Source organism: Micromonospora sp. CNZ286 (genome assembly GCF_014207755.1).
Genome location: NZ_JACHIZ010000001.1, coordinates 1,988,770 through 2,013,776, shown reverse-complemented (window position 1 = coordinate 2,013,776; position 25,007 = coordinate 1,988,770). Strand labels below are relative to the sequence as shown.

Annotated in this window: 30 protein-coding genes and 2 pseudogenes; 12 read left to right on the top strand and 20 right to left on the bottom strand. The window is 70.8% G+C overall.

What is annotated here, in order from left to right; all coding sequences use genetic code 11:
* Positions 1-51: 51 nt before the first annotated feature.
* Both FHX31_RS09375 and trxA read right to left on the bottom strand, forming a co-directional pair.
* Positions 52-297: pseudogene (locus tag FHX31_RS09375) on the bottom strand (TSUP family transporter); the annotation flags it as partial.
* 45 nt (positions 298-342) lie between these two features.
* Positions 343-711, bottom strand: coding sequence for a thioredoxin (gene trxA / locus FHX31_RS09370; protein ID WP_145752058.1), 369 nt, complete (start codon positions 709-711; stop codon positions 343-345).
* 169 nt (positions 712-880) lie between these two features.
* Here trxA and FHX31_RS09365 point away from each other — a divergent pair, with 169 nt between their 5' ends.
* The 4 genes from FHX31_RS09365 (at position 881) to FHX31_RS09350 (ending at position 3,963) form a co-directional block, all read left to right on the top strand.
* Positions 881-1,195, top strand: coding sequence for a rhodanese-like domain-containing protein (locus tag FHX31_RS09365; RefSeq protein WP_145752056.1), 315 nt, complete (start codon positions 881-883; stop codon positions 1,193-1,195).
* Positions 1,192-1,563, top strand: a complete 372-nt coding sequence (locus tag FHX31_RS09360) for a rhodanese-like domain-containing protein (RefSeq protein WP_184975727.1) — start codon at positions 1,192-1,194, stop codon at positions 1,561-1,563. The genes FHX31_RS09365 and FHX31_RS09360 overlap by 4 nt, the downstream gene beginning before the upstream one ends.
* Positions 1,564-1,684: 121 nt before the next feature.
* The gene (locus FHX31_RS09355) at positions 1,685-3,070 is read left to right on the top strand and encodes an MBL fold metallo-hydrolase (RefSeq protein WP_145752054.1); all 1,386 of its coding nucleotides are present in this window, start codon (positions 1,685-1,687) and stop codon (positions 3,068-3,070) included.
* 221 nt (positions 3,071-3,291) lie between these two features.
* Complete coding sequence (locus FHX31_RS09350; RefSeq protein WP_145752052.1) at positions 3,292-3,963, top strand: class I SAM-dependent methyltransferase; 672 nt, start codon at positions 3,292-3,294, stop codon at positions 3,961-3,963.
* Between the two features lie 140 nt (positions 3,964-4,103).
* On the opposite strand, the gene FHX31_RS09345 is transcribed toward FHX31_RS09350, so the two are convergent.
* The 3 genes from FHX31_RS09345 to FHX31_RS09335 all read right to left on the bottom strand — a co-directional run bounded on the left by FHX31_RS09345 (position 4,104) and on the right by FHX31_RS09335 (position 5,817).
* Complete coding sequence (locus FHX31_RS09345; protein ID WP_145752050.1) at positions 4,104-4,460, bottom strand: hypothetical protein; 357 nt, start codon at positions 4,458-4,460, stop codon at positions 4,104-4,106.
* Positions 4,461-4,625: 165 nt separating this feature from the next.
* Positions 4,626-5,684 carry a tyrosine-type recombinase/integrase gene (locus FHX31_RS09340; protein ID WP_145752048.1) on the bottom strand — a complete coding sequence of 353 codons (1,059 nt, stop codon included), beginning with the start codon at positions 5,682-5,684 and terminating at the stop codon, positions 4,626-4,628.
* Positions 5,674-5,817 carry a hypothetical protein gene (locus FHX31_RS09335; protein ID WP_184975724.1) on the bottom strand — a complete coding sequence of 48 codons (144 nt, stop codon included), beginning with the start codon at positions 5,815-5,817 and terminating at the stop codon, positions 5,674-5,676. Before FHX31_RS09335 ends, FHX31_RS09340 begins: the two co-directional genes overlap by 11 nt.
* 614 nt (positions 5,818-6,431) lie before the next feature.
* On the opposite strand from FHX31_RS09335, the gene FHX31_RS09330 reads away from it, so the two are divergent.
* The 5 genes and pseudogenes from FHX31_RS09330 (at position 6,432) to FHX31_RS32615 (ending at position 9,101) form a co-directional block, all read left to right on the top strand.
* Complete coding sequence (locus FHX31_RS09330) at positions 6,432-6,689, top strand: hypothetical protein (protein WP_145752043.1); 258 nt, start codon at positions 6,432-6,434, stop codon at positions 6,687-6,689.
* 107 nt (positions 6,690-6,796) lie between these two features.
* On the top strand, positions 6,797-6,955 hold the full coding sequence (locus tag FHX31_RS09325) for a hypothetical protein (RefSeq protein WP_184975721.1): 159 nt from the start codon (positions 6,797-6,799) through the stop codon (positions 6,953-6,955).
* Between the two features lie 102 nt (positions 6,956-7,057).
* The gene (locus FHX31_RS32620; RefSeq protein ID WP_263643355.1) at positions 7,058-7,183 is read left to right on the top strand and encodes a hypothetical protein; all 126 of its coding nucleotides are present in this window, start codon (positions 7,058-7,060) and stop codon (positions 7,181-7,183) included.
* Between the two features lie 390 nt (positions 7,184-7,573).
* Positions 7,574-8,737, top strand: coding sequence for an IS110 family RNA-guided transposase (locus FHX31_RS09315; protein WP_151016364.1), 1,164 nt, complete (start codon positions 7,574-7,576; stop codon positions 8,735-8,737).
* Between the two features lie 14 nt (positions 8,738-8,751).
* Positions 8,752-9,101: pseudogene (locus FHX31_RS32615) on the top strand (DsrE/DsrF/TusD sulfur relay family protein).
* A 436-nt stretch (positions 9,102-9,537) separates the two neighbouring features.
* Here FHX31_RS32615 and FHX31_RS09305 read toward each other — a convergent pair.
* The 6 genes from FHX31_RS09305 to FHX31_RS09285 all read right to left on the bottom strand — a co-directional run bounded on the left by FHX31_RS09305 (position 9,538) and on the right by FHX31_RS09285 (position 14,204).
* Positions 9,538-10,824 carry an IS256 family transposase gene (locus FHX31_RS09305; RefSeq protein WP_184975718.1) on the bottom strand — a complete coding sequence of 429 codons (1,287 nt, stop codon included), beginning with the start codon at positions 10,822-10,824 and terminating at the stop codon, positions 9,538-9,540.
* Positions 10,824-11,975 (bottom strand): tyrosine-type recombinase/integrase, encoded by a 1,152-nt coding sequence (locus FHX31_RS09300; protein ID WP_184975715.1) that lies wholly within the window; start codon positions 11,973-11,975, stop codon positions 10,824-10,826. Before FHX31_RS09300 ends, FHX31_RS09305 begins: the two co-directional genes overlap by 1 nt.
* Positions 11,965-12,360, bottom strand: coding sequence for a hypothetical protein (locus tag FHX31_RS09295; protein WP_184975712.1), 396 nt, complete (start codon positions 12,358-12,360; stop codon positions 11,965-11,967). The genes FHX31_RS09300 and FHX31_RS09295 overlap by 11 nt, the downstream gene beginning before the upstream one ends.
* Before the next feature lie 501 nt (positions 12,361-12,861).
* Positions 12,862-13,653, bottom strand: coding sequence for a tyrosine-type recombinase/integrase (locus tag FHX31_RS09290; RefSeq protein WP_091331295.1), 792 nt, complete (start codon positions 13,651-13,653; stop codon positions 12,862-12,864).
* On the bottom strand, positions 13,625-13,912 hold the full coding sequence (locus tag FHX31_RS32610; RefSeq protein WP_053065512.1) for a hypothetical protein: 288 nt from the start codon (positions 13,910-13,912) through the stop codon (positions 13,625-13,627). Before FHX31_RS32610 ends, FHX31_RS09290 begins: the two co-directional genes overlap by 29 nt.
* Positions 13,902-14,204 (bottom strand): hypothetical protein, encoded by a 303-nt coding sequence (locus FHX31_RS09285; protein ID WP_143025381.1) that lies wholly within the window; start codon positions 14,202-14,204, stop codon positions 13,902-13,904. The genes FHX31_RS32610 and FHX31_RS09285 overlap by 11 nt, the downstream gene beginning before the upstream one ends.
* A 316-nt stretch (positions 14,205-14,520) precedes the next feature.
* Between FHX31_RS09285 and FHX31_RS09280 the strand changes: the two genes are divergently transcribed.
* Positions 14,521-15,219 carry a hypothetical protein gene (locus FHX31_RS09280; protein ID WP_030274747.1) on the top strand — a complete coding sequence of 233 codons (699 nt, stop codon included), beginning with the start codon at positions 14,521-14,523 and terminating at the stop codon, positions 15,217-15,219.
* Here FHX31_RS09280 and FHX31_RS09275 read toward each other — a convergent pair.
* The 7 genes from FHX31_RS09275 to FHX31_RS09245 all read right to left on the bottom strand — a co-directional run bounded on the left by FHX31_RS09275 (position 15,191) and on the right by FHX31_RS09245 (position 20,553).
* Positions 15,191-16,582 (bottom strand): MFS transporter, encoded by a 1,392-nt coding sequence (locus FHX31_RS09275; protein WP_082171418.1) that lies wholly within the window; start codon positions 16,580-16,582, stop codon positions 15,191-15,193. The two genes, FHX31_RS09280 and FHX31_RS09275, sit on opposite strands and share 29 nt — an antisense overlap.
* A complete protein-coding gene (locus FHX31_RS09270; protein WP_030274749.1) occupies positions 16,582-17,991 on the bottom strand; it encodes an FAD-dependent oxidoreductase in 1,410 nt (469 codons plus the stop codon). The genes FHX31_RS09275 and FHX31_RS09270 overlap by 1 nt, the downstream gene beginning before the upstream one ends.
* Positions 17,992-18,067: 76 nt before the next feature.
* Positions 18,068-18,562 (bottom strand): GNAT family N-acetyltransferase, encoded by a 495-nt coding sequence (locus tag FHX31_RS09265; protein WP_184975707.1) that lies wholly within the window; start codon positions 18,560-18,562, stop codon positions 18,068-18,070.
* On the bottom strand, positions 18,562-18,888 hold the full coding sequence (locus FHX31_RS09260) for an ArsR/SmtB family transcription factor (RefSeq protein ID WP_030274753.1): 327 nt from the start codon (positions 18,886-18,888) through the stop codon (positions 18,562-18,564). Before FHX31_RS09260 ends, FHX31_RS09265 begins: the two co-directional genes overlap by 1 nt.
* Positions 18,889-18,899: 11 nt before the next feature.
* Positions 18,900-20,144 (bottom strand): M28 family metallopeptidase, encoded by a 1,245-nt coding sequence (locus FHX31_RS09255; protein ID WP_030274755.1) that lies wholly within the window; start codon positions 20,142-20,144, stop codon positions 18,900-18,902.
* Positions 20,141-20,389: a hypothetical protein gene (locus FHX31_RS09250; protein WP_030274757.1), complete on the bottom strand. Its 249-nt coding sequence runs from the start codon at positions 20,387-20,389 to the stop codon at positions 20,141-20,143. The genes FHX31_RS09255 and FHX31_RS09250 overlap by 4 nt, the downstream gene beginning before the upstream one ends.
* Positions 20,390-20,403: 14 nt before the next feature.
* Positions 20,404-20,553, bottom strand: a complete 150-nt coding sequence (locus tag FHX31_RS09245; protein WP_157551546.1) for a hypothetical protein — start codon at positions 20,551-20,553, stop codon at positions 20,404-20,406.
* Positions 20,554-20,640: 87 nt separating this feature from the next.
* Between FHX31_RS09245 and FHX31_RS09240 the strand changes: the two genes are divergently transcribed.
* Complete coding sequence (locus FHX31_RS09240; protein ID WP_030274759.1) at positions 20,641-21,024, top strand: ArsR/SmtB family transcription factor; 384 nt, start codon at positions 20,641-20,643, stop codon at positions 21,022-21,024.
* Positions 21,025-21,069: 45 nt separating this feature from the next.
* Here the strand turns inward: FHX31_RS09240 and FHX31_RS09235 are convergent, their stop codons facing one another.
* A complete protein-coding gene (locus tag FHX31_RS09235) occupies positions 21,070-22,188 on the bottom strand; it encodes a flavin-containing monooxygenase (RefSeq protein WP_047893943.1) in 1,119 nt (372 codons plus the stop codon).
* A gap of 62 nt (positions 22,189-22,250) precedes the next feature.
* Here FHX31_RS09235 and FHX31_RS09230 point away from each other — a divergent pair, with 62 nt between their 5' ends.
* Complete coding sequence (locus FHX31_RS09230) at positions 22,251-22,598, top strand: ArsR/SmtB family transcription factor (RefSeq protein WP_082171419.1); 348 nt, start codon at positions 22,251-22,253, stop codon at positions 22,596-22,598.
* Positions 22,599-22,696: 98 nt separating this feature from the next.
* Here FHX31_RS09230 and FHX31_RS09225 read toward each other — a convergent pair whose 3' ends face one another.
* Positions 22,697-24,910 (bottom strand): PEP/pyruvate-binding domain-containing protein, encoded by a 2,214-nt coding sequence (locus tag FHX31_RS09225; protein WP_176921742.1) that lies wholly within the window; start codon positions 24,908-24,910, stop codon positions 22,697-22,699.
* Positions 24,911-25,007: the final 97 nt, after the last annotated feature.

The following is a 25,007-nucleotide window of genomic DNA, read 5'->3' as shown; positions in this document are numbered from 1 at the left end:
TCAGTGGCAAGACGAGGACCCGATCGGCTCCCGGCCGACCGGCTCGCTCTGTACCGGCATCGGCAGGCCGCCGAGCAGCGCCAACGCCGGCACCACCAGGAAGCCGCCGCCCGCGCCGACCAGACCGGTGACGAGCCCGACGACGATGCCGTCGATGATCACCCGGAACACTGGCAGCTCGTGCGGCACCGGCTTCCCCTCGGCGTTCCGGCGGCCACGGATCATCGCGATCGCGGTGGCCAGCATCATGATGGCCAGCCCGGTGAGCAGGAACCCGGCCGGGATGAACTCGGCCAGCCCGGCAGGGGTGCGGGATCTGCCCGCACCCCTGCGCCGGTCGCGTCAGCGGCCGGCCGTGCTCCCGGCCAGCTTCGCCCGTACCTCGTCCATGTCGAGGTCGCGGACGCCCTGGATCACCTGCTCCAGGGCGGCGGCCGGCAGCGCGCCGGGCTGGGAGAAGACCAGGATGCCGTCGCGGAAGGCCATCAGCGTCGGGATGGACCGGATCTGAGCCGCGGCGGCCAGCGCCTGCTCCGCTTCGGTGTCGACCTTGCCGAACACGATGTCCGGGTGCGTCTCGCTGCCCTTCTCGAAGATCGGCGCGAAACTGCGGCAGGGGCCGCACCAGCTGGCCCAGAAGTCGACCAGAACGATGCCGTCGCGGGTGACGGCCTGCTCGAAGTTGGTCGCGGTCAGCGCCACGCTCGCCATGTTCCACCTCCGTGTGTTGACGGTCCACCCCCGCAACAACATACCCGTGGGGGTATCTGTTCCCGGTGGTTCCCCCACCCCGCCCGCCCTGGGGAATACGGACGTGCCTGCGGCAGGTGAGGGTCGACGTCCATACCCCCCGGGGTATGACGGAGCCTGAGGAGGAGAGATGCGAGAGGTGAATTTGGCGGACTTCGCCGCCGCGCACGCCGATGGTGCCGCGGTGGTCGATGTCCGGGAGCCGTTCGAGTACGTCGAGGGCCACGTGCCCGGCGCGCGTCTGGTGCCGCTGGCTCAACTGCCCACGGTGCTGGGGGACCTTCCCCGTAACCGCCCGGTGTACGTCATCTGCGCCAGCGGTAACCGCAGCCTCGCCGCCGCGCAGTTCCTGGCCCGCGCCGGCGTCGACGCCCGCTCGGTCAGCGGCGGCACCGGCGGGTGGGCCCGCAGCGGTCGTCCCGTCGTGACGGGGCCGGACGCATGACGCTCGGCGGGATGCTGAAGAAGATCTTCGGAAAACCGTATGCCTCCGTCGGGCCCGAACAGGCGGCCGCCCTGGTGGCTGGCGGAGGGTTGCTGCTGGACGTGCGGGAGCCGGCCGAATGGCGGGCCGGTCACGCGCCCCGGGCGCGGCACATCCCGCTCGGCCAGTTGGCGGAGCGGATCGGTGAGTTGCCGGCGGACCGGCCGGTGGTCACGGTGTGCCGCTCGGGAGCACGTTCGCGGCAGGCCGCCGCGCTGCTGGCCCGCGAGCGGGACCAGGTCCACAACCTGGCCGGCGGCATGCGTGCCTGGGTCGACGCCGGGTTGGCGCTGCAGGCGAAGGGCGGCCGGCCGGGTCGGTTGATCTGACCCGGCCATGACCCCTGCCGAGGGTCACCGGAGGACGGGACCTTCGGCCCGGAATATACCCCCGGGGGTATACGCTATCGTGGGTACATCGCTGGTCATCACTGCGAAGGAGTTCAGCACGATGTTGTTCACCCAGTACTACCTGGACTGCCTGTCCCAGGCCTCGTACCTCGTCGCCGACGAGGCCACCGGACGGGCGGTGCTCGTCGACCCGCGCCGCGACATCGACGAGTATCTTACCGACGCGCAGGCCCACGGCCTGACCATCGAAGGGGTGATCAACACCCACTTCCACGCCGACTTCCTCGCCGGTCACCTCGAGGTGGCCGCGGCGACCGGCGCGTGGATCGGCTACGGCCACCGCGCCGAGACCGAGTACCCGAGCCGCAAGCTCCACGACGGGGAGCGGATCAGCCTCGGTGACGTGACCCTGGAGATCATGGAGACGCCGGGCCACACCCCGGAATCCATCAGCATCCTGGTCTACGAGCACGCCGACGACGCGGTGCCGTACGGGGTGATGACCGGCGACGCCCTCTTCATCGGTGACGTGGGCCGCCCCGACCTGCTCGCCTCGCTCGGCGTCACGGCCGACGATCTGGGCCAGATGCTCTACGACAGCGTGCAGCGCAAGCTCATGGGTCTGCCCGACGAGGTCCGGGTCTTCCCCGCCCACGGCGCCGGCTCGGCCTGCGGCAAGAACCTCTCCACCGAGCGGCAGTCCACCATCGGTGAGCAGCGCCGCACCAACTACGCCTGCGCCCCGATGAGCCAGGAGCAGTTCGTCGCCCTGGTCACCGGCGGCCAGCCGTCGGCGCCCGGCTACTTCGCCTTCGACGCCGTGCTCAACCGCAAGGCCCGCGAGCTGTTCGACCACAGCAAGGCGCCGCGCCCGCTGGACGTCGCCGAGTTCGCCCAGGCCCGTACCGAGGGCGCGGTCGTGATCGACGCCCGCGACCCACAGGAGTTCGCCGCCGGTCACCTGCTGGGTGCGATCAACATCCCCGCCGACGGCCGGTTCGCCGAGACCGCCGGCAGCGTGGTCGCCCCAGACCGCAAGGTGCTCGTGGTGGCCCCGCAGGACCGGGAGGAGGAGATCGTCGTACGCCTCGCCCGGATCGGCTTCGACCAGGTGGTCGGGTACCTGCGCGAGCCGGAAGGGGCCTTCCTGGAGATGGTCGCCGACATGACCCGGGCCAGCCGGGTCACCGCCACCGAACTGCGCGAGGCGCTGAACGGGGCCGAGGTGCCGCTGGTGCTGGACGTCCGCAACGCCGGCGAGCGCGAGCAGGGCGCCGTCGACGGCTCGCTGCACATCCCGCTCGCCGAGCTGACCCGGCGCCTCGACGAGGTGCCGACCGACCGGCCGGTCGTCGTGCACTGCGCCGGCGGGTACCGCTCCTCCGTCGCGGCCAGCCTGCTCCGCAACGCCGGACGGCCGGACGTCTCCGACCTGCTCGGCGGGTACGGCGCCTGGCAGACCATACTCGACCCCGCCGCCGCCTGAGACAAGCGGCGGGAATCGCCGCGGCGGGTGACCACGGGCTCGGGCCCGGCGGTCACCCGCCCCGCGGCGCCTGACCGGCCTCCGCTTCCGGACCCTGCCGGGACTGCTGACAACCGAGGGGGTGGCTTCGCCGTCGGGGGCAGCAGCCCAAAGGCGCTCGCCGAAGCGCTCCTACTACCTGCCGCCGCTGGACGAAGGAAGCCTCGAGGAGAGGAGCTCACATGACCACCGACAAGGACCTGCTGGACGGGCAACTGGAGCACTGGCAGCGCACCTTCGTCGCCAACCCGGAGATGTACGGCCCGGATCCCAGCGAGCCTGGTGCCTACGCGAGGGACCTCTTCAGGCGCGAAGGAATGACCGACGTGCTCGAACTCGGCGCGGGGCAGGGACGAGACACCCTCGCCTTCCTGCGGGCTGGACTCAACGTCACCGCGCTGGACTACGCCTCCGACGCCCTGGCCGGATTGGAGCGCGCCGCGAAGGCGTCGGGTCACCGGGCGCAGCTGACGGCCGTCGCGCACGACGTCCACCAGCCGTTGCCGTTGCCGGACGCCAGCGTTGACGGGGTCTACAGTCACATGCTGTTCAACATGGCGCTGACCATGTCAGAGCTCGATCACCTCGCCGCCGAGGTGGCGCGCGTGCTGCGCCCCGGCGGGCTGCACGTGTACACCGTCCGGCACACCGGCGACGCGCACTATGGTGCCGGGACCGCCCACGGTGACGACATGCACGAGAACGGCGGCTTCATCGTTCACTTTTTCGATCGCGCCCTGGTCGACCGTCTCACTCCGGGCTGCACCCTGCTCGATGTGACCGAGTTCGAGGAGGGTGGCCTGCCCCGCCGCCTGTGGAGGATCACCCTGCGCCGCAGCGAAGCCCCGCAGTGAGGCGAGCCTTCAGGGATCACCCAGACAACCCATGGTTCGCGGCCTGATGTTTTCGGGGTGGACTGCTCGGCTCGAACGCACCGTCCCACCCCTGCTCGCCGAGCAGGAATTCCGCCTCGCCGGAATGGAACAGCCATTCGCTACGGCGCCGCCTCGACGCCCTGAACGCCAAGTCGAGCAGGAGCGTCAGGTGCGACCGACCTCCGCCGCCCGGCCCTCGGCCCAATCGCGCATGGCGGCCTCCAAGGTCCGCGCGATGTGGCGGTGATCAGCGCCGGCGGGATGTCGGTGCGGACGGCCCGGGCCGCCACACCCTCCTCGATCATGCGTTCCACCACGTCCAGGACGGGCGGGCGGGCTGACGTGCTCGCCGGCGTGGCGGCGCCCTGCCGACCGGTGCGTCGGGTGCGGGCGGTGGCGGTGACCTGCCGCATGAGGGCTTCGATGTCGCTGGCGGTCACCTCGTCCAGCCGCAGATGGCCGAGCGTGGCCGCCATGCGGTTCCAGTAGGTGCCGTAGGTGCCGTAGGTGCGGCGGGTGCCCGGACTGGCCGCGGCCGCGACGCGCTGGAGGTAGTCAGCGAGCTTCGGTATGCGCCGCGACGGGTCGGGGTGGGCGGCGAGGTCGGCCGAGGTGGGCCAGGAGCAGGCCGCGTCGATAGATCAGGGCGAAGCAGGTATACGCGTCGCCGGGGCGGCGGAGGTCTCGCGGGTCACCGCGAGTGGGTGCGGCTGTCCGGTCATCGCCGACAGCGCGGCGGCCACATCGTTGAGGTCGGCTTTGATGTAGGTGGTGGTGGAGGATCCGGGGCTGTCGGTGTGGCCGGCGTAGGCACGCGCGATGCCGTAGCCGAAGTGGCGTTCCACCCAGGTGAGGGTGGTGTGCCGCAGCCAGTGGGTGGAGATGCCCTGGGCGGCGACCCAGGGCATGCGCTCGCCGATGCGTTTCCACAGGTGGTCGTAGCGGCGGCTGCTGATGGGCTGCCCGTTGCGGTAGCGCAGCAGCCGGTCGGTGGGCTGCACAGCGCCGCGCGTGTTGGCGTGTTCGTAGAGGTGTTCGGCGAGGTCGAGGGTGATCGGCTGCCACCGTACGGTGCCGTTCTTCTCGGTCAGGCGCACGAGCCCGTTGGTGCGATCCAGGTCGACGAGGCGTAGGGCGAGAGCGCCGCCGCGCCGGCAGGCGGTCTCGGTGTGCAGGCGTAGCAGGAGGGCATCGAGAAAGACGTCGTTGCCGCTCGTGCGCGCCACCGCGTTGATCTCCTCCAACCCCTGCGGGGTCAGGGCGCGGCGTGTGCTGGGGAGGCGGCGGGGTTTGGCGACGCGGTGAGCGGGACTGGCCGAGACGTCGATCAGGCCGTCGGCGATGGCCCGGGAGTAGAAGGCGCGGGCCGCGGCGATCACGTGCTCGCCGGCGTGTCGGCCGTTGCGGCTGTTGCGCCGCGACCGAGCCGTGGCGGTCATCTGTTGCTTCATGGCCTCGACGTCGGTGGCGGCGACCGCGTTCAACGGCCGGTCGCCCCAGGCTGCGGCCATGCGCTGCCAGTAGGTGCCGTAGGTGCGTCGGGCGCCGGGGCCGGCTGCGGCGATGACGCGGGGCAGGTACTCGGCGACGGTCGGCAGTGTGGCTGGGCCGCTGGTGTGGGATTGGAGGTCGGTCAGGGTGACGCCGAGGTGAGCCAGTACCTGCCGGGCGGCGGCGATCGCGGTCGGGTCAGCGGACACGGCCGCCTCCCGCCAACTGGGTGTGTAGATCGGCGACGAGCCGGGCGACCGTGCTGACGGGATGAACGACGAGCAGGCCCTGGGCAATGAGCGCGGCGAGCAGCACCGGCTCACCGGGCTCGATGCCGCACATTCGCCGCGCCGACGACGGTAGGGGCAGCGCGCCTCGACTACCCACCCTGTACCGGCCGTTCTCAGCCATGCCGATGACGAGCATCCGCTGATGCGGTTGGATGTCGAGACCGTGTCCCGGCTGCCAACCCAATGCGTGCAGAATCTGCTGGTCTGTAATGCGGCCGCACGGGGACGGGAGAGCCATTCCCAACAGCAGATCAGGAGCGTTGAGGGACGCCGGAAGTGAGGGCCGGGCGGGCAGTACTGGCATCGGTGCCGGACAGGGGCGTGGGCAAGCCGGCAGGGTTCTGGGAACGAGCGGACGGACGAGCTGTTCGCCGTTCGATCGAGAAGGTGTCATGACCGTGCAACCGCGCCGCGCCCCTCGCAAGCGCCCGGACCACGACACCTCCCGCCAAAGCCAGTCAGGCCACGAGGCGACGGCCAGCAGGAAGCGCTGCCGCCGCCTGTGATGGGTCGCGGTCTCATCGCGTCGACGCTGGCGCTTCAGCCGACAGAGCGAGGTCCTGCGGAGCTGGCAGCGGCCGACGATCACTACCTGGTAGTGACCGCACCGCACCTAATCGGCGAAGAAGTCACGCACGCCGAGGCGATACTGAACAGGGGCAGACCATGAACCGCGACGACGCAATCGAAGCCGCAAAGCAGCCAATCGACTGGACCGACGCAACCGTCGACACCACCGCCAGGAAGGCCACGATGGTGTACTCCACCCGCCTGCCTGACGACCTCGCCACCTGGCTTGAGGACGAAGCACCCCCCGCGGCATCAACCCGTCAGCAGCCCTGCGCGAGCTTGTCGCCGACGCCAAGCGCACCGCCGAACAAGACAAGACCGTCACCGTACGGCTGTCAGAGCTCCATCAGGTGATCAACCAAATCGCGGACCGAGCCGCCTGACGTGCGTATTCACGACGTCGAGAGCTGACGCGCAACCTGCTCGGCGGCCTGCTGACTGAGTTTCTGTCTCGGCGGTCGGTGCTGCTGGTCAACGTTCCGGTCGGCGTGGTGACGACGGCGCTGGTCGCGGGGCTCTCCCGGCAGCGGCCGGGCGTCACCTCGGCCTGCCGCGAAACAGGCCGGGGCCGGATCGGGCTCGCCGCGCTGACCGCGTTCGACCGCCCCAGGGACAGGTAAGCCGACAGGCCCTGCCGACGGGTACGGCCGCGCGTTCCTCGACAGCGGTGTGCTCCTCTGGGGGCGACCAGCACGCGTCCGTCAGGCAGCGGAGCGACCGCGATGAGCGCCCTGGCCCACGACGCCGTCCGGCTGCTCACCGCCCACGGCCGCCGGGCACGACGCGCCACCGACGGCGTCCTGGATTGGCGCGCGGCCGGCCTGCCCGTCCAGGCCAGGGCCGCCTGAACCCGACCACCTGTTCGGCACGCTCGCCACGACGGGCGCCGACATGCCGACCGACACAGCCGCGACCGCGGAACTCCACCCGCTCCCAACGGGCCGGTGAAAGACCTGCATTAGGGGCCCTTTGCCCTATTCCGTCCAACACCAGCGATGTCTACTTACGGCTACTTAGAGACTTGGTCCAGGATCGGTGTCCGGCCAGACTCGGTCCAGGTGCCCGGCGAGACGCTCCCACATTGCGGCTGCCCACCGGTGTTATTGGTGTGGCTCTCTCATGGCCTGCGGTCTCGCCGGGCGCCGCGCGAGGAGTGGCTGGAAAGGGGTTTGTCCTGCTCGAAGTAGCGGTGCCCTCCTTGCTGACAACTCCGTCCGGTTCAGCCAAGGGAGGCGCCGATGAGCGTGATCATCGGGATGGACCCGCACAAGCGTTCAGCCACCATCGAGGTCGTCGACGAACGGGGCCGGGTGCTCGCGGTGGGCCGCTTTGGGACTGACAAGGCCGGCTACGCCGGCATGCTCGCCGCCGGCCGCAAGTACCCCGATCGGGTCTGGGCGGTCGAGGGCTGCAACGGCATCGGCAAACACATCGCCCACCGCCTGGTCCACGACGGTGAGACGGTGCTCGACGTGCCCGCGAAACTGTCGGCGCAGGTGCGGGTGTTCGCCACCGGCAACGGCCGCAAAACCGACCCGGTGGATGCGCACTCGGTCGCGATGGTGGCGCTACACAGCCCGAATCTGGTGCAGGTTCAGCTCGACCCGGACCTGCAGGTGATGGGCATGCTCGCCGACCGGCGTGACGAGCTCGGCCGCGCCCGCACCCAGACCATCAACCGGCTGCACCGGCTGCTGCTGGAACTGCTACCCGGCGGGGCGAAGAAGTTCCTGTCCGCGGCGCAGGCCCGCGCGTTGATCGCGACGGTCAAACCCCGCGACATCGTGGGCAAGACCAGACGCCGCCTCGCCGTCGAGCTGATCAGTGAACTCGAGGGCATCGACAAGAAGATCAAAGCCGCGGAGAAGGACCTCAAAGAACTCGTGAACGCCCGCGGCTCCACCCTGATGGAGCTGCACGGCATCGGCCCCTCAGGCGCAGCCCGCCTACTGGCAGACGTCGCAGACATCAGCCGGTTCGCCGACCGCGACCGGTTCGCCTCCTGGAACGGCACCGCACCCCTGGACGCCTCCTCAGGCGACCAGAAGCGTCACCGGCTCTCCCGCGCCGGCAACCGGCGGATCAACCGCACGCTGCACATCATGGCCGTGGTCCAACTGCGCAACCCCACGCAAGGCCGCGCCTACTTCGACGCGAAGAAGGCCACCGGGAAGACCTCCATGGAAGCCATGCGCGCGCTGAAGCGGCGACTGTCCAACGTCGTCTACGCCCGCATGGTCGCCGACCAGAACCGCAGGCAGGCGGCAGGTCCGGGAGGGCAATCGGGGACGACTCTGCAATCCAGCGTGACCGACCTGACCCCGGACATCGGCCCTTCGGACAAGCCACTTCCCGGACCCGCCACCAACCACCCTAAACCCCTGGCGTCAGCGGCGCCTTGACATAAAGGGGTGCCATGAAGGTACTGCTCATCATCAACGGCTCGGCCTACGGCTCCGACGAGACATTCAACGCGATAAGGCTCGCCAAAGCCCTGGCAAAGCGCCAAGACACCGAGCCCCGCATCTTCCTCATGGGTGACGCGGTCACCTGTGCCATCGCTGACAGAAAACCCCGGACGGCTACTACGCCCTGGACCGTATGCTGAAATCCTTCACCCGCCACGGCGGACGCATCGCCTGCTGCGGAACCTGCCTCGACGCCCGCGGCCTGACCAAGGAGCACCTCATCCCCGAGGCACCCCGCTCCTCGATGGATGAACTCGCCGCCTGGACCGTCGAGGCCGACCAGGTCCTCACCTTCTGACAGACCCAACGAAGCCACGTCCAGTGGCGACCCTTGTCGCGGCGCTGCCGACCTCCGACATCTTGCAGGCTTGTCGGCTCCTTCGCGGACCCGTCGCCACCATGCTGGTCGCTCGCCTGGCCGCCGCCGTGTTCCTCGGGCTGGGCATCGCCGCGGTATACCCACCCTGCTGACCGCCGTCGGCGACGGCGTTCATCCGGCCTGACGCGCCCGCGCGCGCTCGGCGTCTACCGCATGTAACGGGATAGCGGCTTCGCCGCCGGTCTCCAGTCTTCGGAGCCGTCGCCAACCTCGCCGGTATCCGCGCCGCCATCGAGTCGTCGCCGCCTTAACGCCGCCTCCGGCCGCTACGCCGCCCTGCGCATGGACGAGACACATCAGGTGTCATCACCTGGCGGCGGGCCTGTCTCGCTAAGGGTGTTTCCGGCGATCTTGGTTAGTAGGTTTCAGCGGCTGGGAAGCGGTCGCTGAAGGTGATGGCGAAGGCGTTCAACGCGGGTTTCCAGCGCATCGTCCATCGGGTTCTGCCTGCTCCGGTGGGGTCCAGGGACCGGGTCACCAGGTACAGACACTTCAACGCGGCCTGCTCGTTGGGGAAGTGGCCGCGGGCCTTGACTGCCCGCCGGTAGCGGGCGTTCAACGACTCGATCGCGTTGGTCGAGCAGATCACCCGCCGGATCTCGACGTCGTAGTCGAGGAACGGGATGAACTCCGCCCAGGCGTTGTCCCACAGCCGGATCACCGCCGGATACCTGCCGCCCCACTTCTCGGCCAGGTCGTCGAACGCGGCCCGGGCCGTGGTGGCGTTGACGGCGGTGTAGATCGGTTTGATGTCGTGCTTGAGCGCGTCCCAGTACTTGCGGGAGGTGAGGCGGAACGTGTTGCGGATCAGATGGATGATGCAGGTCTGCACGATCGTGGCCGGCCACACGTTCGTGACCACTTCCGGGAGGCCTTTCAGACCGTCGCAGACGAGGAAGAACACGTCTTTGACGCCCCGGTTACGCAGGTCGGTCAGCACGCTCATCCAGAACTTCGCGCCCTCACCGCCCGAGCCGGCCCACAACCCGAGGATGTCTTTGTCCCCGTCGAGGGTGACTCCGATCGCGGCGTAGAACGGCCGGTTGGCGACCTGCCCGTCACGGACCTTGACCACGATCGCGTCGATGAACACCGCCGCGTAGATCTCGTCCAGCGGGCGGTGGGACCAGTCGGTCATCTCGTCGATGACCTTGTCGGTGATCCGCGAGATCGTCTCCTTCGACACCGAAGCCCCGTAGATCTCCGCGAAGTGCGCCGAGATCTCCCCGGTCGTCAGGCCTTTGGCATACAGCGACAACACGACCTCGTCGACCCCTGACAGGCGCCGCTGCCGCTTGCGCACGATCTGCGGCTCAAAGGTGCCTGCCCTGTCCCGCGGCACGTCGATCTGCACCGGCCCGTTGGCCTCGGTCAACACGGTCTTCGACCGGGTGCCGTTGCGGATGTTGCCCGAACCAACACCGGCCTGGTCGTGCTTCTCGTAGCCGAGGTGCTCGGTCATCTCCTCGTTCAGCGCGGTCTCCAGGACCGTCTTGGTCAGCTGCTTCAGCAGCCCGTCCGGACCGGTCAGGGACAGCCCTTGCTCCTTGGCTGCCCGGACCAGCTCGGCGGCGGCCTTCGCCTCCGCCGACGGCTCGGGCCGCTTCCTGCGTCCGGTCTGGTCGTTCAGTGTCGCGGTCATCACGGCACCCTCCTCACCAGGCACAACGCCCGGCAGGTCAGGCCGGAAACACCCTTAGATCCACACTCCCCTGGCGGCCCGTCGACACGCTTGTCGGGGGCCGGTTCAAGACATCGGGTGGGCGGCTTCGGCTGCGGTTGCGCATCGGCGAGGGCGTGGGGCTGGCCGGTCATGGCGGCGAGGGCGGTGGCGACGGCGTGGAGGTCGGCTTTGATGTAGGTGGTGGTGGCGGGTCCGCGGCGGTCGGTGTGGCCGGCGTAGGCGCGGGCTACTCCGTAGCCGAAGTGGCGCTCGACCCAGGTGAGGGTGGTGTGCCGCAGCCAGTGAGTGGAGATGCCTTGGGCGGCGACCCAGGGTAGGCGTTCGCCGATGCGTCTCCAGAGGTGGTCGTAGCGGCGGCTGCTGATCGGCTGGCCGTTGCGGTAGCGCAGCAGCCGGTCGGTGGGCAGGACCCCGCCCCTTGCCTGGGCGTGCTCGAGGAGGCGTTCGGCGAGGGTGGGGGTGATGGGTTGCCAGCGCAGGGTGCCGCCCTTCTCGGTGAGGCGGACCAGGGCGTGGGCGGTGTCGAGGTCGACCAGTCGGAGGGCGAGGGCGCCGCCGCGGCGGCAGGCGGTTTCGGTGTGTAGGCGCAGGAGAAGGGCGTCGAGGATGACGTCGTTGCCGCTGGTACGTGCGACCACGTTGATGTCCTGCAGTTCCTCGGGCCTGAGGGCGCGGCGGGGGTTGGGCAGCCGGCGTGGTTTGGCGACCCGGTGGGCTGGGCTGTCCCCAGGGGTGAGGTAGCCGTCGGCGATGGCCCGGCGGTATACGGCGCGGGCGGCCGCGATGACGTGCTCCCCGGCATGACGGCCCTGCCGGCCGGTGCGTCGGGACCGGGCGGTGGCGGTGACCTGCCGCATGAGGGCTTCGATGTCGCTGGCGGTCACCTCGTCCAGCCGCAGATGGCCTAGGACGGCGGCCATGCGGTTCCAGTAGGTGCCGTAGGTGCGGCGGGTGCCCGGACTCGCCGCGGCCGCGACGAGGGGTAGGTACTCGGCGAGCGTCGGTATGCGGCAGGACGGATCAGGGTGGGCGATGAGGTCAGCCGGGGTGAGGCCGAGGTGGGCCAGCATCTGCCGGGCGGTGACGATGCGTGACGGATCAGTGGGCATGAGAAGCCCCTCGGAGGACGGCGGCGTGCAGATTCGAGAGGAGCCGCGTGATGGTGTTCGAGGGGTGCACGACGAGCAGATCGCGCGCCGGAACTGCCGCCAGCAGCACCACCTGGTGCGGGCCGATGCCGCACATCTGCTGGGCCGCGACCGGCAGAGGTAGTGCCCCGCGGGCGCCGACGGTGTGCCTACCGTCAGGTCTCGCGGTGACCAGGAGAAGGCGGTCGGTGACGTTGACGTGGAGGCGGTGACCGGACGGCCAGCGCAGCGCCCGTAGCAACGCCCCGGCGGCCACCCGGCCGTCGGCGTCCGGGCGGGCCACGTCGAAGACGATGTCGTCGACCGGTTCCCGCGCAGCTGGGAGGGCTGCGGGCAGCTGCGGCATTGGAGCCGGTGGCTGTGCCGGGCGAGGAAGCGGGGTGGGGATGACCGCGCCGATGAGCTGCTCGTCGAGGGTTCGGCGGGGCGGTTGCCGGGCGGTCGTCATGGTGACCGCCGCAGCCGTTCGCGCGGCCTCAGCGTGTGGCGCTGAGAGCCCTGATCGTCGATGGGTGCACGGGTGCTACGGGGTGTCCTCATCGGGAGCCACCGGGGTGGTGAGCTCCCGTGATCCCACACGAAGACTGGTGTCCGAGGGGGGAGTGAACACTCCTATGTAGCATCCGTTATACAAACGGGTGCTCATGCGTTAAGTCTAGCACTTCACGATGCGTAACACTACAGGCGTGAGCTGCCCGCGAGCACGCCAGGGCGCAACTAATGCAATCAATTCTGCTGCCTGCGCTGGCACCAATACGGCCGAAGAATCCGGAGTTCTTGAAATTGCCGTTCGGCGCGATGCGGAGCCATTCCCCAGCACGCCGCCCGGGTGGGTCACATAGGCTAATCAGGGCAGGGTGTCTGTCGCCGGGCCGTTCGGGGTCTCGCTCGTTTTTGCGAATGGGTGTGGCTGTCCGGTCATCGCCGACAGCGCGTCGGCCACGTCGTGGAGATCGGCTTTGATGTAGGTAATGGTGGACGATGCTGGGCTGTCGGTGTGACCCGCGTAGGCGCGGGCTACCCCGTAGCCGAAGTGGCGTTCCACCCAGGTGAGCGTGGTGTGCCGCAGCCAGTGGGTGGAGATGCCGTGCACGACGACCCAGGGCAGGCGTTCCCCGATGCGTTTCCACAGGTGGTCGTAGCGGCGGCTGCTGATCGGCAGGCCGTTGCGGTAGCGCAACAGTTGGTCGGTGGGCAGAACTGCGCCGCGGACGCGGGCGTGTTCGTGCAGGTGCTCGGCGAGGCCGAGGCTGATCGGCTGCCACCGTACGGTGCCGCTCTTCTCGTTCAGGCGCACGAGGCCGTTGGAGCGGTCCAGATCAACAAGCCGCAGGGCGAGGGCGCCGCCGCGCCGGCAGGCGCTTTCGGTGTGCAGGCGTAGCAGGAGGGCGTCGAGGATGACGTCATTGCCGCTGGTCCGTGCCACCGCATTGATCTCCTCCAACTCGTAGGACGTCAGGGCACGGCGGGTGCTAGGGAGGCGGCGGGGTTTGGCGACACGATGGGCGGGACTGGCCGACGCGTCGATCAGACCATCAGCAACAGCCCGGGAGTAGAAAGCGCGAGCGGCGGCGATGACATGCTCGCCCGCGTGCCGGCCGTTGCGGCTGTTACGCCGCGACCGGGCAGTGATGGTCATCTGCTGTCATGGCCTCGACGTCGCTGGCCGCGACGGCGTCCAGCGGTCGGTCGCGCCAGACGGCGGCCATGCGCTGCCAGTAGGTGCCGTAGGTGCGTTGGGCGCCGGGGCCTGCTGCGGCGATGACGCGGGGTAGGTACTCGGCGATCGTCGGCAGGGGGGCTGGGCCGTCGGTGTGGGATTGGAGGTCGGTCAGGGTAACGCCGAGGTGAGCCAAGACCTGCCGCGCTGCGGCGTCGGCGGTGGCGTCAGCGGGCATGTCCAGCTCCCGCAAGTCGAGTGTGTAGGTCGGCGAGGACGCCGATGACGGTGCTGGCGGGGTGCACGACGAGCAGGTCGTGGATGACGAGAGCAGCGAGCAGCACCGGCCAGCCGGGCTCGATCCCGCACATCCGCCGCGCAGGTGCCGGTAGAGGCAGCTCACCGCGGCTGCCTATCTGGTGCCGTCCGTCGTGGGCCGAGCCGACGACGAGCATCCCCTGAGGTGGCTGGATGTCGAGGCGGCGGCCCGGCTCCCAGCCCAACGGGTGCAGGAGCTGTTGTGCGGTCACCCGGCCGCAGCTCGACGGGACAGCCATCCCCAGCAGCACGTCCTGCGCGGCGGCGAACACCCGCGGAGGAACGTGAACGGGCAGTGCCGGCATCGGCCTCGGGCACGGGCGGGGCCAGGTGGGCATGGCGGCAGGAACGAGCGGCCGGACGAGCTGTTCGCCGTACAGGCGGGAAGCTTGTGTCATGCCGGCGACAACGGCAGATGCGGTCCCGCGTCGACGTGCTCGACGAGCTTGACGGCAGCGGGCTCTGGAGGCCGGACCAAGCCTCAGGTGTGGCCGCCCGGCATCAAACGGGGGCGGGCATACTGCTGGCATGCGTGACGGCCTGCACGGACCGAACGTCATCACCGCCGGGGAGGCCGTGCTGCTTCTCGTGGCGGTCGCCGGCGGTGAGGCCGTGCACCTCGCGCGCCGGCAGGGGCCGTTGGAGCAGGGCCGCAGCGCCGTACCCGACCACTACCTCACGGGCGGGGACAGTGAGCGTGAGGCAGTCCAGCGGCGTTATGACGTCGAGGCGCTGCGGGAGCCGATCTGGGAGCACACGACGATGTGCGGGCGGGTCTGGGCGCTGATGGTCGGCGGTGACGGCGGGACGCTGAGCAGGTACCGGGAGCCGGCGTTCGCGCCGACGTGCCGACGGTGTCTGACGCTGATGGACCGCCTGTTCCCCGCGCCGGCGGTCGACCGCAGAGTCCCGGTCGTCGCGCAGGTGGTCTGCGACGTGGTGCGTGAGCACGGGCACGCGGAGGTCCGGCAGGTCCCCGGTGACCAGCTTGCCGTCCTTCGGAAGGAGATTCGGTCGCTGATCAGGCAGCAGACGGGCCACCACGCCCAGACACTCGTTCACGGCGATCTCCTGCTGGTGGTGTGTGATCCGCTGCGGGACGCGGAGGCGAAGATGCGGGCAGCCGCCGAGGCGGTAGGAGCAGTTCTCTTCGGGGATCAGCCGCTTCCGGCCGCGCGACCCGGGCGGCCATGGGTCGTCACGTGGACCGCGTGGGACCTGGGGTAGACGTCGGGCTGTCGTTGTGTCGGCCTTCTGCACGCTCGCCATCTGCCGGTGCTTGAGCTGAATCTGGCCCTGGCACGGCAGCCACGCGGGTTCCTGGACGCGGTAAGTCCGGCTGGTTGCGGTACTCGCCGCTGTCGGTCCTGGCCTCCCCCACGGTGCGCATGCTGATGGCGGCGAGGAGGCATGCGGTGCTGACGGCGGCGAGTAAGAGGTGGTAGCCGCCGTGCGGTAGGAGCGTGGCGGCAAGCAGGGGTGCGGCGGCTTTGGCGGTGGTGACGGGGGCGGCGAGTCGTCCCGCGATGGTGGCGTAGGCGGTGGTGCCGTAGCGGTCGACGAGGAGTGCTGGGGTGGCGAGGCTGGCGATGCCGAAGCCGAGCCCGAATCCGGTGACGGTGACGATGGCTCCGACGCGGGTTCCGGCGGCGAGGGGCATAGCGAGGACGGCGACTGCTTGGATGGCGAAGACGCCAGCGACGATGGTGGTGACGGGGAGTCGGCGTCGGGCGGCGGTGAGGACGAGTCTTCCGGTGACGGACAGGACGCCGAGGAGGCCGGCGGCGGTGGCGGCGTAAGTAGCCGGGTGGCCGCGGCTGGTCAGGTAGCTGACCAGGTGGACGCCGATGGTGCTGGTGGCGGCGCCGTGGGCGATGAGGGCGGCGGCGAGGATCCAGAACCGGGGATCGCGCATCGCGGCGCGCGCCGCCGTCCGCCGCGAGGCGTGGGCCGTTCGCAGCGTGGGGTTGGACGCTGTGACGTGCGGCGGTTTGCGAACGGTGAGGGCGTGCAGCGGCACGGTCACTACGCCGTGGACGGCGGCGAGCGTGAGGAGCGCGCCGCGCCAGCCGAGGTGGGCGACCAGGTAGCCGGTGAGTGGCATGAAGATCGTGCTGGCGAACCCGGCGACGACGGTGACCGCAAGCAGGGCGGTGGGGCGTCGGTCGGGGGTGAACCAGGAGACGATGACGGCGAAGGCGGGTTCGTAGAGGACCATCGCGCCGGTGATCCCGACACCGATCATGACGGCGTAGAGCTGCCCGATGGTCTGGACCTGGGACCAGGCGATCAGCAGCGCGGTGGCGGTGATCGAGCCGAGGGTCATGAGGGCCCGTCCGCCGTGCCGGTCGAGCCACCTGCCGACCGCGATGGCCATCAACGCGCCGGCGAGGACGCTGACGGTCAGCGCCCCGGTGACGGCGGTGATCGAGGCGCCGAGGCTGGTCGCCATCGGGCCGAGCAGCACGGCGTAGGCGTAGTAGATGGTGCCGTAGCCGACGGTCGAGGTGATCGCGAGGGCGGCGACGATGCGCCACCGGTGGTGCCCGCCGACGGTGGGGTCGGCGGGCGCCATCGTGGTGGTGGTCATCAGCTGGCGCAGCAGCCGCCGGTCTGGCCGCTGGTCGAGGTGTCGAGGCTGATGAGGCTCAGCGGGGCGGACAGCAGCCCACCGGCGATGCCCGTGGCAAGCCCCTTCCCGGCCGGCTGCGGGGCGGGGCCGCAGCTGCTGTCGGTGCCGGTCGCCTCGGCGGGGTTGCTGTTGCAGACGCCGGTTTCGGGCAGGTCGAGCTGGACGTCCCGGGCCGCCTGCCAGTCGCCGGCGAGGGCGGCGACGACGGAGCGGACCTGCTCGTAGCCGGTGGCCATGAGGAACGTCGGCGCGCGCCCGTAGCTCTTCATGCCGACGGCGTAGTAGCCGGACTCCGGGTGTCCGAGCTCGTGGACGCCGTGCGGGGGGACGGTGCCGCAGGAGTGCTCGTTCGGATCGATCAGCGGGGCGAGAGCCCGGGTGGCGCCCATGACCGGGTCCAGGTCCAGGCGCAGTTCGGCGGCGATCGAGTGGTCCGGGCGGAAGCCGGTCGCGGCAACGATCCGGTCGACGATCACCTCCTCCTCGCTACCGTCGGCGTGCCGGACAACGACGGCGACCCGGCCGTCGGCCGGGGTGAGCGCGTGCACGCAGAAGCCGGTGAGCAGCCGGATCCGGCCGGCGTCCACGTGTTCGCGCAGCCGGGAGCCGAGCGCGCCGCGGGCGGGCAGCGCGTCGGCGTCGCCGCCGCCGTAGGTGCGGGCGGGGCTGGCCGAGCGGATCGCCCAGGTCACCTCCGTGCCCGGCTCGGCGGCGGCCAGCTCGGCCAGGGAGAGCAGCGTGTTCGCGGCGGAGTGGCCGGCGCCGACGACCAGGGTGTGCCGGCCGGCGAACCGGTCCCGGTCGGCGCCGAGTACGTCGGGCAGGGCGTGCTCCAGGTACGCGGCCACGTCCTTCTCTCCACGGGCGGGCAGGCCGGAGGCGCCGAGGACGTTGGGGGTGCCCCAGGTGCCGGAGGCGTCAATGACCGCGCGGGCCAGCAGTTCGTCACCGTCGGCGAGGCGGATCAGGAACGGCGTCTGCTCGCGGCCGGCGGTGCGCAGCCGGTCCAGGCCGAGGCGGCTGATCGCCTCCACCCGCGCGCCGTAGCGCAGGTGCGGCTTGAGCTGCGGCAGCTCCGCGAGGGGCTGGAGGTAGTCGGCGACCAGCTCCGCGCCGGTGGGCAGCGCGTCCTCGGCCGGGGCGACCCAGCCGGCGTCGTCGAGCAGGCGGCGGGCGGCCGGGTCGACGTTGTACCGCCACGGGGAGAACACCCGCACGTGCCCCCACTGCCGCACCGCCGCGCCGGCGGTGTCACCGGCCTCCAGAACAAGGAAGGGCAGGCCACGCTCGTGCAGGTGGGCGGCGGCGGCCAGACCCACCGGGCCCGCGCCGATCACCACGACGGGCAGCTCGTTCGGGATGCTCATCGGAAAACTCCTCTGTGTTGAAAACTGTCGAATCAAGAAGGTGCAGTTGTGCTGGGGCGGGCGGAGCCGAAGGGGTTCAGATGACGGGGCTGCGCCGCTCGAGCAGGACGACGTCGCGCCACCGGCCGTGGTGCCGGCCGACCCGCTCGCGGGTGCCGATGACGCGGAAGCCGGCCCGCTGGTGCAGGGTGAGACTGGCGGTGTTCTCGGGGAAGATTCCGGACTGGATGGTCCAGATGCCGGCGGCCTCGGTGGAGGCGATCAGCGCGTCCAGCAGCAGCCGGGCTACGCCACGGCCTTGGGCGGCGGGGTCGACGTAGACGGAGTGCTCGACCACCCCGGCGTAGACCGCGCGGCTCGATGTCGGCGAGCCCGCCACCCACCCGAGGACGGTGTCGTCCGCGTCGACGGCCACGAGGCGGTGGTCCGGCAGCTTGGCCGCGTCGAATGCTGTCCAGGTCGGGGCGGTGGTCTCGAAGCTGGCGTTGCCGGCGTCGAGGCCAGCCTGGTAGATGGCGAGGACACGATCGGCGTCGTCCGAGGTCATCGGGCGGACGGTGATGTCGGCCATCAGCAGGCTCCTTTCACGGTGGGGGCGGGTCGGCCCATGACGACGTCGGCGGCGGAGGGGAAGCAGCCGACGCATGCGTCGTTGATGCGGTAGTGGCGGGCGGTGCCGACCGGCTCGACGAGCACGAACCGCACCTCGGTCAGGATCTTCAGGTGTTGGGAGACGGTGGACTGGGCGAGCCCGACAGCTGCGACGATCTCCCCCACGCTCATCGGCCGGGCATGCCGGGCCAGGTACTCCACGATCTGCACCCGGGTCGGGTCCGCCAGGGCCCGGAACCACGAGGCGTAGGTCTGCGCGGTATCCCGGTCGAGGAGTTCGCCCACCACCACTCCCTCTATCGTTTATCGCCGATTGGCGATGAAAGCCTAGCAGGCGCCGTCCCGGTGAGGTGGGCGGTTGCGACGACGAGGCGGGCGATCGCGGCCAGGGTGGCCGGGTCGACCTTGTCAGGGGTGTCGGCGGGGCTGTGGTAGCCGCCCATCCCGGCACCGATGCCGACCGCGGCGAGGCCTGCTGCGCCGTAGCGGCGGTTGTCCGAGGCCATCGGCCCCGCAGCGAGTGGGACGCCGGTGTGCCGGCCGGCCTGGTCCAGCAGCGCCAGGAGGCGGTGGGCGGGCCCGCCGGCCTCGACCGCCGCCGCCCCATCCAGGCGGCCGGCTCCGTCGACGTTGACCACCAGGGGCGCGGCGCCCTGGTCGCGCAGCTGCGCGGCGTGGTGGGCCGAGCCGAGCGCGCCAACCTCCTCACCGTCGAGCAGCGCGACGCAGAGCCCGACGCCGTCGGGAAGTCCGCGGCCGAGGACGCGGGCGGCTTCGAGGACCACCGCGACGCCGGTGGCGTTGTCCGACGCTCCGGGCTGGCGGAGCCCGGGGTGGTCGCCGACGCCGTCGTAGTGGGCGGTCAGGAGCAGCTCCGCCCCGCCGGGGACGGTCTGCCGGAGTCGGGCGTGGATGTTGGTGCCGGTGACGTCGTCGCGGCGAACCGGCGTGGCGCCGGCGAACCAGCTGGCGCTGTCGGTTGCCGCAGCGAGGACGGTGCGGTGGGTGTCCGGGTCGAGGGTCAGGACGGGCAGCGGTCCCGGGTCCGGTCCGGCGAGGGTGGTGAACTGCCAGCCGTCGGCGTCGACGGCTCGGCGGATCAGCAGCCCGGCCGCGCCGCGGGTGTCCCGGTAGGCGTCGAACAGGCTCATCTCCGCCGGCACCACGAGCCACCGCCCGGCCGGGTCGTCGGCACCGGCGACGCCGAGCGGGCCGCGGCGGGTCTCGGCGGCGTCGGCGGAGGCGGAATGGATCGCGACCTGGCGACCGAATACCAGCGGCATGGGGCTGCTCCCGCCGCCCCAGGTGACCGTCGGCGCCTCGTGCACCTGCGGCACCGCCCGGACCGGGAACTCCTCAGTCCGGACCGTGGCGCCGAGAGCGGTGAGCTCGTCGACGAGCCACGCCCGGGCTGCCGCGCCGCCGGGTGATCCGACTCGCCGTCCTGCCATGCGGTCGGAGGCGAGGGTGGCGACGGTCGCGGACATCCGGTCGGCGCTGACTACCCGGAGCAGGCCCGCGAGGTCGTCTGGGGTGGTCATCCGCAGCACCCCTGTCCCGCGGCCACCGCGTCGGCCTTGGCCTGCGTGCCGCAGCACGAGCCGGCCGCTTGCGCGGCTTCCTGGGTGCCGCAGCACGGGCCGGCGCTCGCGGCCTCGCCGATTGGCGGCAGGATGGACCCGACGGCCTGGGCGGGGCTGCCGCAGCAGGCGCCGGAGCCGGTGACCTGCAGGGCGGCGGCCGGGTCGCCCGCGAAACCGCCGGTGGTCTGGGTGTTGTCGCTCATGACAGGTCCTCTCGTCAGCGGGGGCTGATCAGCGTGTAGACGGTGGTGCGGGCACGGTCGTAGCGGCGCTGCGCACGCTGGTCGGCGGTGGACACCTGAGCGCAGGAGTCGCAGAACCGGACTCCAGCGCGAAGAGCGGATGAGCGGCGGGTGGAGCCGAACATGGTGGGTCCCCTTCCTCCAGACGCCTGTCTTGACGTCCGTCTAAGCAGAGAGTTGCACGTTGATTAGAGAGATGTCAACCTAGAGACATGTCAAAGCAACAGGCGCCCCTCGCCGTCATCGATCTCAACGCCGACACGCCGTGCTGCCCCCCGCTGGCGCAGCGTCGGATTCCGGCCGAGACGGCCGCGGTGCTCGCTCCCGCGTTCAAGGCCCTCGGCGACCCGGTGCGGCTGCAGCTGATGTCGATGATCGCCTCCGCCGAGGGCGGGGAGGCGTGCGTGTGCGACCTGACGCCGGCGTTCGACCTGACCGGGCCAACGATCTCGCACCACCTCAAGACGCTGCGCGAAGCGGGCCTGGTGGATGCCGAACGGCGGGGCACGTGGGTCTACTACCGCGCCCGCCCGGGAATCCTGCGCCAGCTCGCCGCCCTGCTGTCGGTCGAGCCCGCCCCCTCGTCGCAGGCGTAAGCCGCGGGCAAACCCGTACCTACCAGCGCCGACCGCGCAACGCGATCAGCGTTGAGCGCCGGATCCCGTGTGCGAGGCGACGTCCGCTGTCCGCTGCCGGCCTTGCCGTCCGGACACGTGAGCGGCGAGGGCAGTCATGACGTGCGCGGCGTCGGGACCGACGCCACGCAGGGTGTTCGAGGCGAAGGATCGCTGGAACTCCAACCCGAGATAGATCAGCCCTGGATGGGTGGTGGAGATCCCGCCCACGTGCCGGGGCGCGCCATGGTCGAGGGCGCCCAGGGGCTTGAGGTACGCGAGGTCCGGGCGGTAGCCGGTGGCGAAGATGACCGCGTCGACCGGCTCGGGCGTGCCGTCGGCCCAGATGACGCCCTCAGGGGTGAAGGCGGTGAACATGTCCCGCCGGGAGAGCAGCCCGGAGGCGAGAGCGTCGCGGTATACGCCGGTGTCGAGCACGGTGGCGTGTCGGACAAGTCGGGTGAGGACGCGGCGTGGCAGGCGGTCCGCGCCGGTGACCCGCAGCCAGTGGTGGAGGTCCCGCCCGCCGAGGCGTTGGGGCAGGAAGCGCACGGGTTCCCGGGTGGCGAGCGTGACCCGGGCGTGGCCGGCGATCTCGTAGGCGACCTGGACGGCGGAGTTGCCGGCACCCACGACGATGACCCGCTTGCCCGCGTACACCTCCGGCCGGCGGTAGTGAGCGACGTGCCGGAGATCGCCGGCGTAGTCGTCCTGGCCGGGCAGCGTCGGCAGGTACGGGTTGCCGAACGATCCGCTGGCGGCGACGACGCCGACCGCAGCCATCTCGTCCCCGGTGTCAGTGCGGACGAGGTACCCCCCGTCGCGGCGAGGGTGCACGGCCGTGACGCGGGTGCGGGTGCGGATGTCGACGTCCACGGTCTGCGCGTACCGGCGCAGGTACGCCGTGACCTCGTCGCGCCGGGGGTAGCGGTCCGGGTCGCCGTCGAAGCGCATGCCAGGCAGGGCGCTGTAAAGGGCGGGCGAGAAGAGGGTGAGGCTGTCGTAGTAGTCAGGCCAGGAGCCAACCGGCTCGCTGCCCGCCTGCAGGACAACGGGCCGCAGGCCCGCGGTCAGGGCGGCTCGGGCGGCGGCCAGGCCTGACTGGCCGCCGCCGACGATGATCACTGGCTGGGATGGGGTGGTCATGTCACGATCATATCGTCGTTTTGTTGAATGACAATATGATGATGGTGGGGAAAGGTAGGGCCATGAGCGACGCCACCGGACAGCCCGCAGGGGCATCCCCGCCCGCGCGCGCGGCCGGAGTCCCGGAGGGCCTGGCGCCGCAGACGCAGGAGTTCCTCAAGGCCTTGGGCAGCCCCACCAGGCAGCGGATCATGATGCTGTTCGCGCAGGGCGCCGAGCTGTCGGTGGGCGAGGTGGCCGAGCGGACGGGCATCAGCCAGGCCACGGCGTCGCAGCAGTTGACCCTGCTGCGACGCGGACGGGTGGTCACCTCCCGTCGCGACGGGAAGACCGTGTACTACCGGGCCGATCGGGACGGCGCGCTCGCCGCCCTCGCGGAGTTGCAGTCTTACCTGGCGACCTGCTGCTGACCAGGTCGCCCACCGGCGACCCGGCGGTCTCCAGCACCCTCCGCCCGGACGCCGCGCACCCCCTCCGACATGCATGCCGCACCTGCAGGCATGACAGGTTAGGTGTGGAGTGTGATGGTTCCGGCTGTTCCGTCGACGGTTACGAGCTGCCCGGGGCGCAGTCGTTGGGTGGCGTCGCCGGTGCCGACGACGGCGGGGATGCCGTACTCACGGGCCACCAGGGAGGCGTGTGCGGCTAGGGTGCCGCCGTCGGTGACCACTGCGGCGGCGCGGGAGAACAGCGGTGTCCATGCCGGGGCGGTGGCCTTCGCGACGAGCACTTGACCATCGGCGAAGCCGTCGAAGTCCTCAGGTCCGTGCACGATGGCGACTTCGCCGGTGGCCCGGCCGGCCGAGGCGGGATGCCCGACGAGGGCGCCCTCGGCGGTCTCCGTGGTGCCGCGGGCCTGTTGAACCGCGTGTTCGATGACGTCGCCGATCAGTCGCGCGGGACGGCCCAGGGTCAACGGCGCGGTCAGGCGGCGTTGGCGCTGCCAGAGGGCGCGCCGCTCGGCAACCCTGGCGCTCAGCTGTCCGGGGTCGCCTTCGATCCCGCTGTTCACTTCATCCCGCGTGCAGAAGTAGATGTCTCCGGGCTGCTCGATAGCTCCCAGGTTGACCAGGTGCCGCCCGAGGCGGGCGGTGCAGGCCCGCAGGACCGGCCAGGCGAGGGTGAACTCCCGCGCCTGCTCCTCCCGGATGACGGCGTAGCGCTGGTTGACCTTCAGCAGCCGGTCGAAGTCAGCCAGCAACCGCGGGCGGTCGGCCAGCGTCGCTCGGCAGCGTTGTTCGGCAACCATCCGCTGTTCGGCAAGCGAGCGGTAGCGGTCCCCGGCTCGGGGTGGTCGGCCCGTTGCCAGTTCTCCGGCGACCGGGTGATACCAGTCGACGCTCTGTACGGCGTGCGCGCCGGCCACCGGCTGGGCGCCGGGGAGCCCGCGCAACAGCACCTGCGCACCGCCCTCATCGTCGGGGAGCACGTCGATGAGATGCCGGCGGACGAAGCGAGTCAGGCAGGCTTCCATCTTCCACGCCGACCCGCCGACGATCGCCAGATACCAGAGGTAGATCCCGGCTTCCCGCCCGAGTGCGTCGACGAGCTCGGCCAATCGCCGAGGCGATGCCGTGTCGACCTCCGCCTCCGCGGCGGCCACGAGGCGTCGATAGCCGGGCAGTTGTTGTTCACGCCAGGCCCGCTCCAGTTCGGACAGGACGGCGCGGTCGGCGGCATCCGGGTCATGGCTGACCCGGATCAACGCGTTGAAGAGGATCTTCGCGGCCCGCCAGCGTCCCTGCCACAGCACCCCAGCGAGGAGTTTTGGTGACGGGATTGGTGTGGCGTTGTAGTACCAGCCGTTGACCAGCGCGTACCGGAACGGCACTCGCACCCCGACGCTGCCGTACATCCCATCGAGATACCCGTCTTCGAGCACCGGCAGCAGCCAGCTGGCGAACAGCGGAGTGACGGCCTCGGGGAGCCATTCCCCGAGCCGGAAGTTGCGCATCCACAACCCCGGTCCCGGCGCCGTCCACGACACCGGCTCCGGCACCGCAGTCATCGGCCGGGCCTGCAGCAGCCACAGACGGCCCGCCCGGTCGATGGCCCACTCCACGTCCTGCGGGCGGCCGTCGTACCGGTCGGCGATCCGACGCGACAGCTCCGCGACCGCGTCGGCCTGGACGTCGGTGAGGACCCGTCCACCGCCGGGGCCGGACCGGGTCATCGCGGTGCGACTCGCGGTGACCGTCCACTCTTCGCCGGTCGTCACACCCGACACCAGCGGATCACCCAACCCCGCGACGGCGGCCACCAACGTCTGATCGCGGTCGCCGGTGACCGGATGCGCGGTGAACGCCACCCCGGCCACAATCGGGTCGACCATCACCTGCACCAGCACCGCCATCGCCGCCGTCGCCCCGCCACGCCGCTGGTGGTAGGCGGTGACCCGCTCGCTGGCCGCCGCGGCGAAGCATCGCCGCACCGCCGCACCCAGCCCGTCGGCGGGCACGTTCAGGTACGTCTCGTACAGGCCTGCGTACGAGGCATCCGGTAGATCCTCGGCCGCTCCCGACGAACGCACCGCGAACCGCTCCCCGCCCAGGCCCTCGACACTGGCCGCGAGCCGTCGGTCAAGCTGCGGATCATCGAGGACGCCGGTGGTGACCACAATCCCGGGCGGCACCGAGAACCGGGCTGCGGTCAGGTCCGCCAGCACGGCCGCCTTTCCACCGATCAGCGCCCGGTCGACCGCGCTCGCCTCGGCCAGGTCCACCACCGTGAGGTTGGAGCTCATCACCCACCACCATGTGTAGCACCGCAAAGTATTGTGACGCTACAGTAGAACCGCTGGGCCGCCATCAGCAAGAACG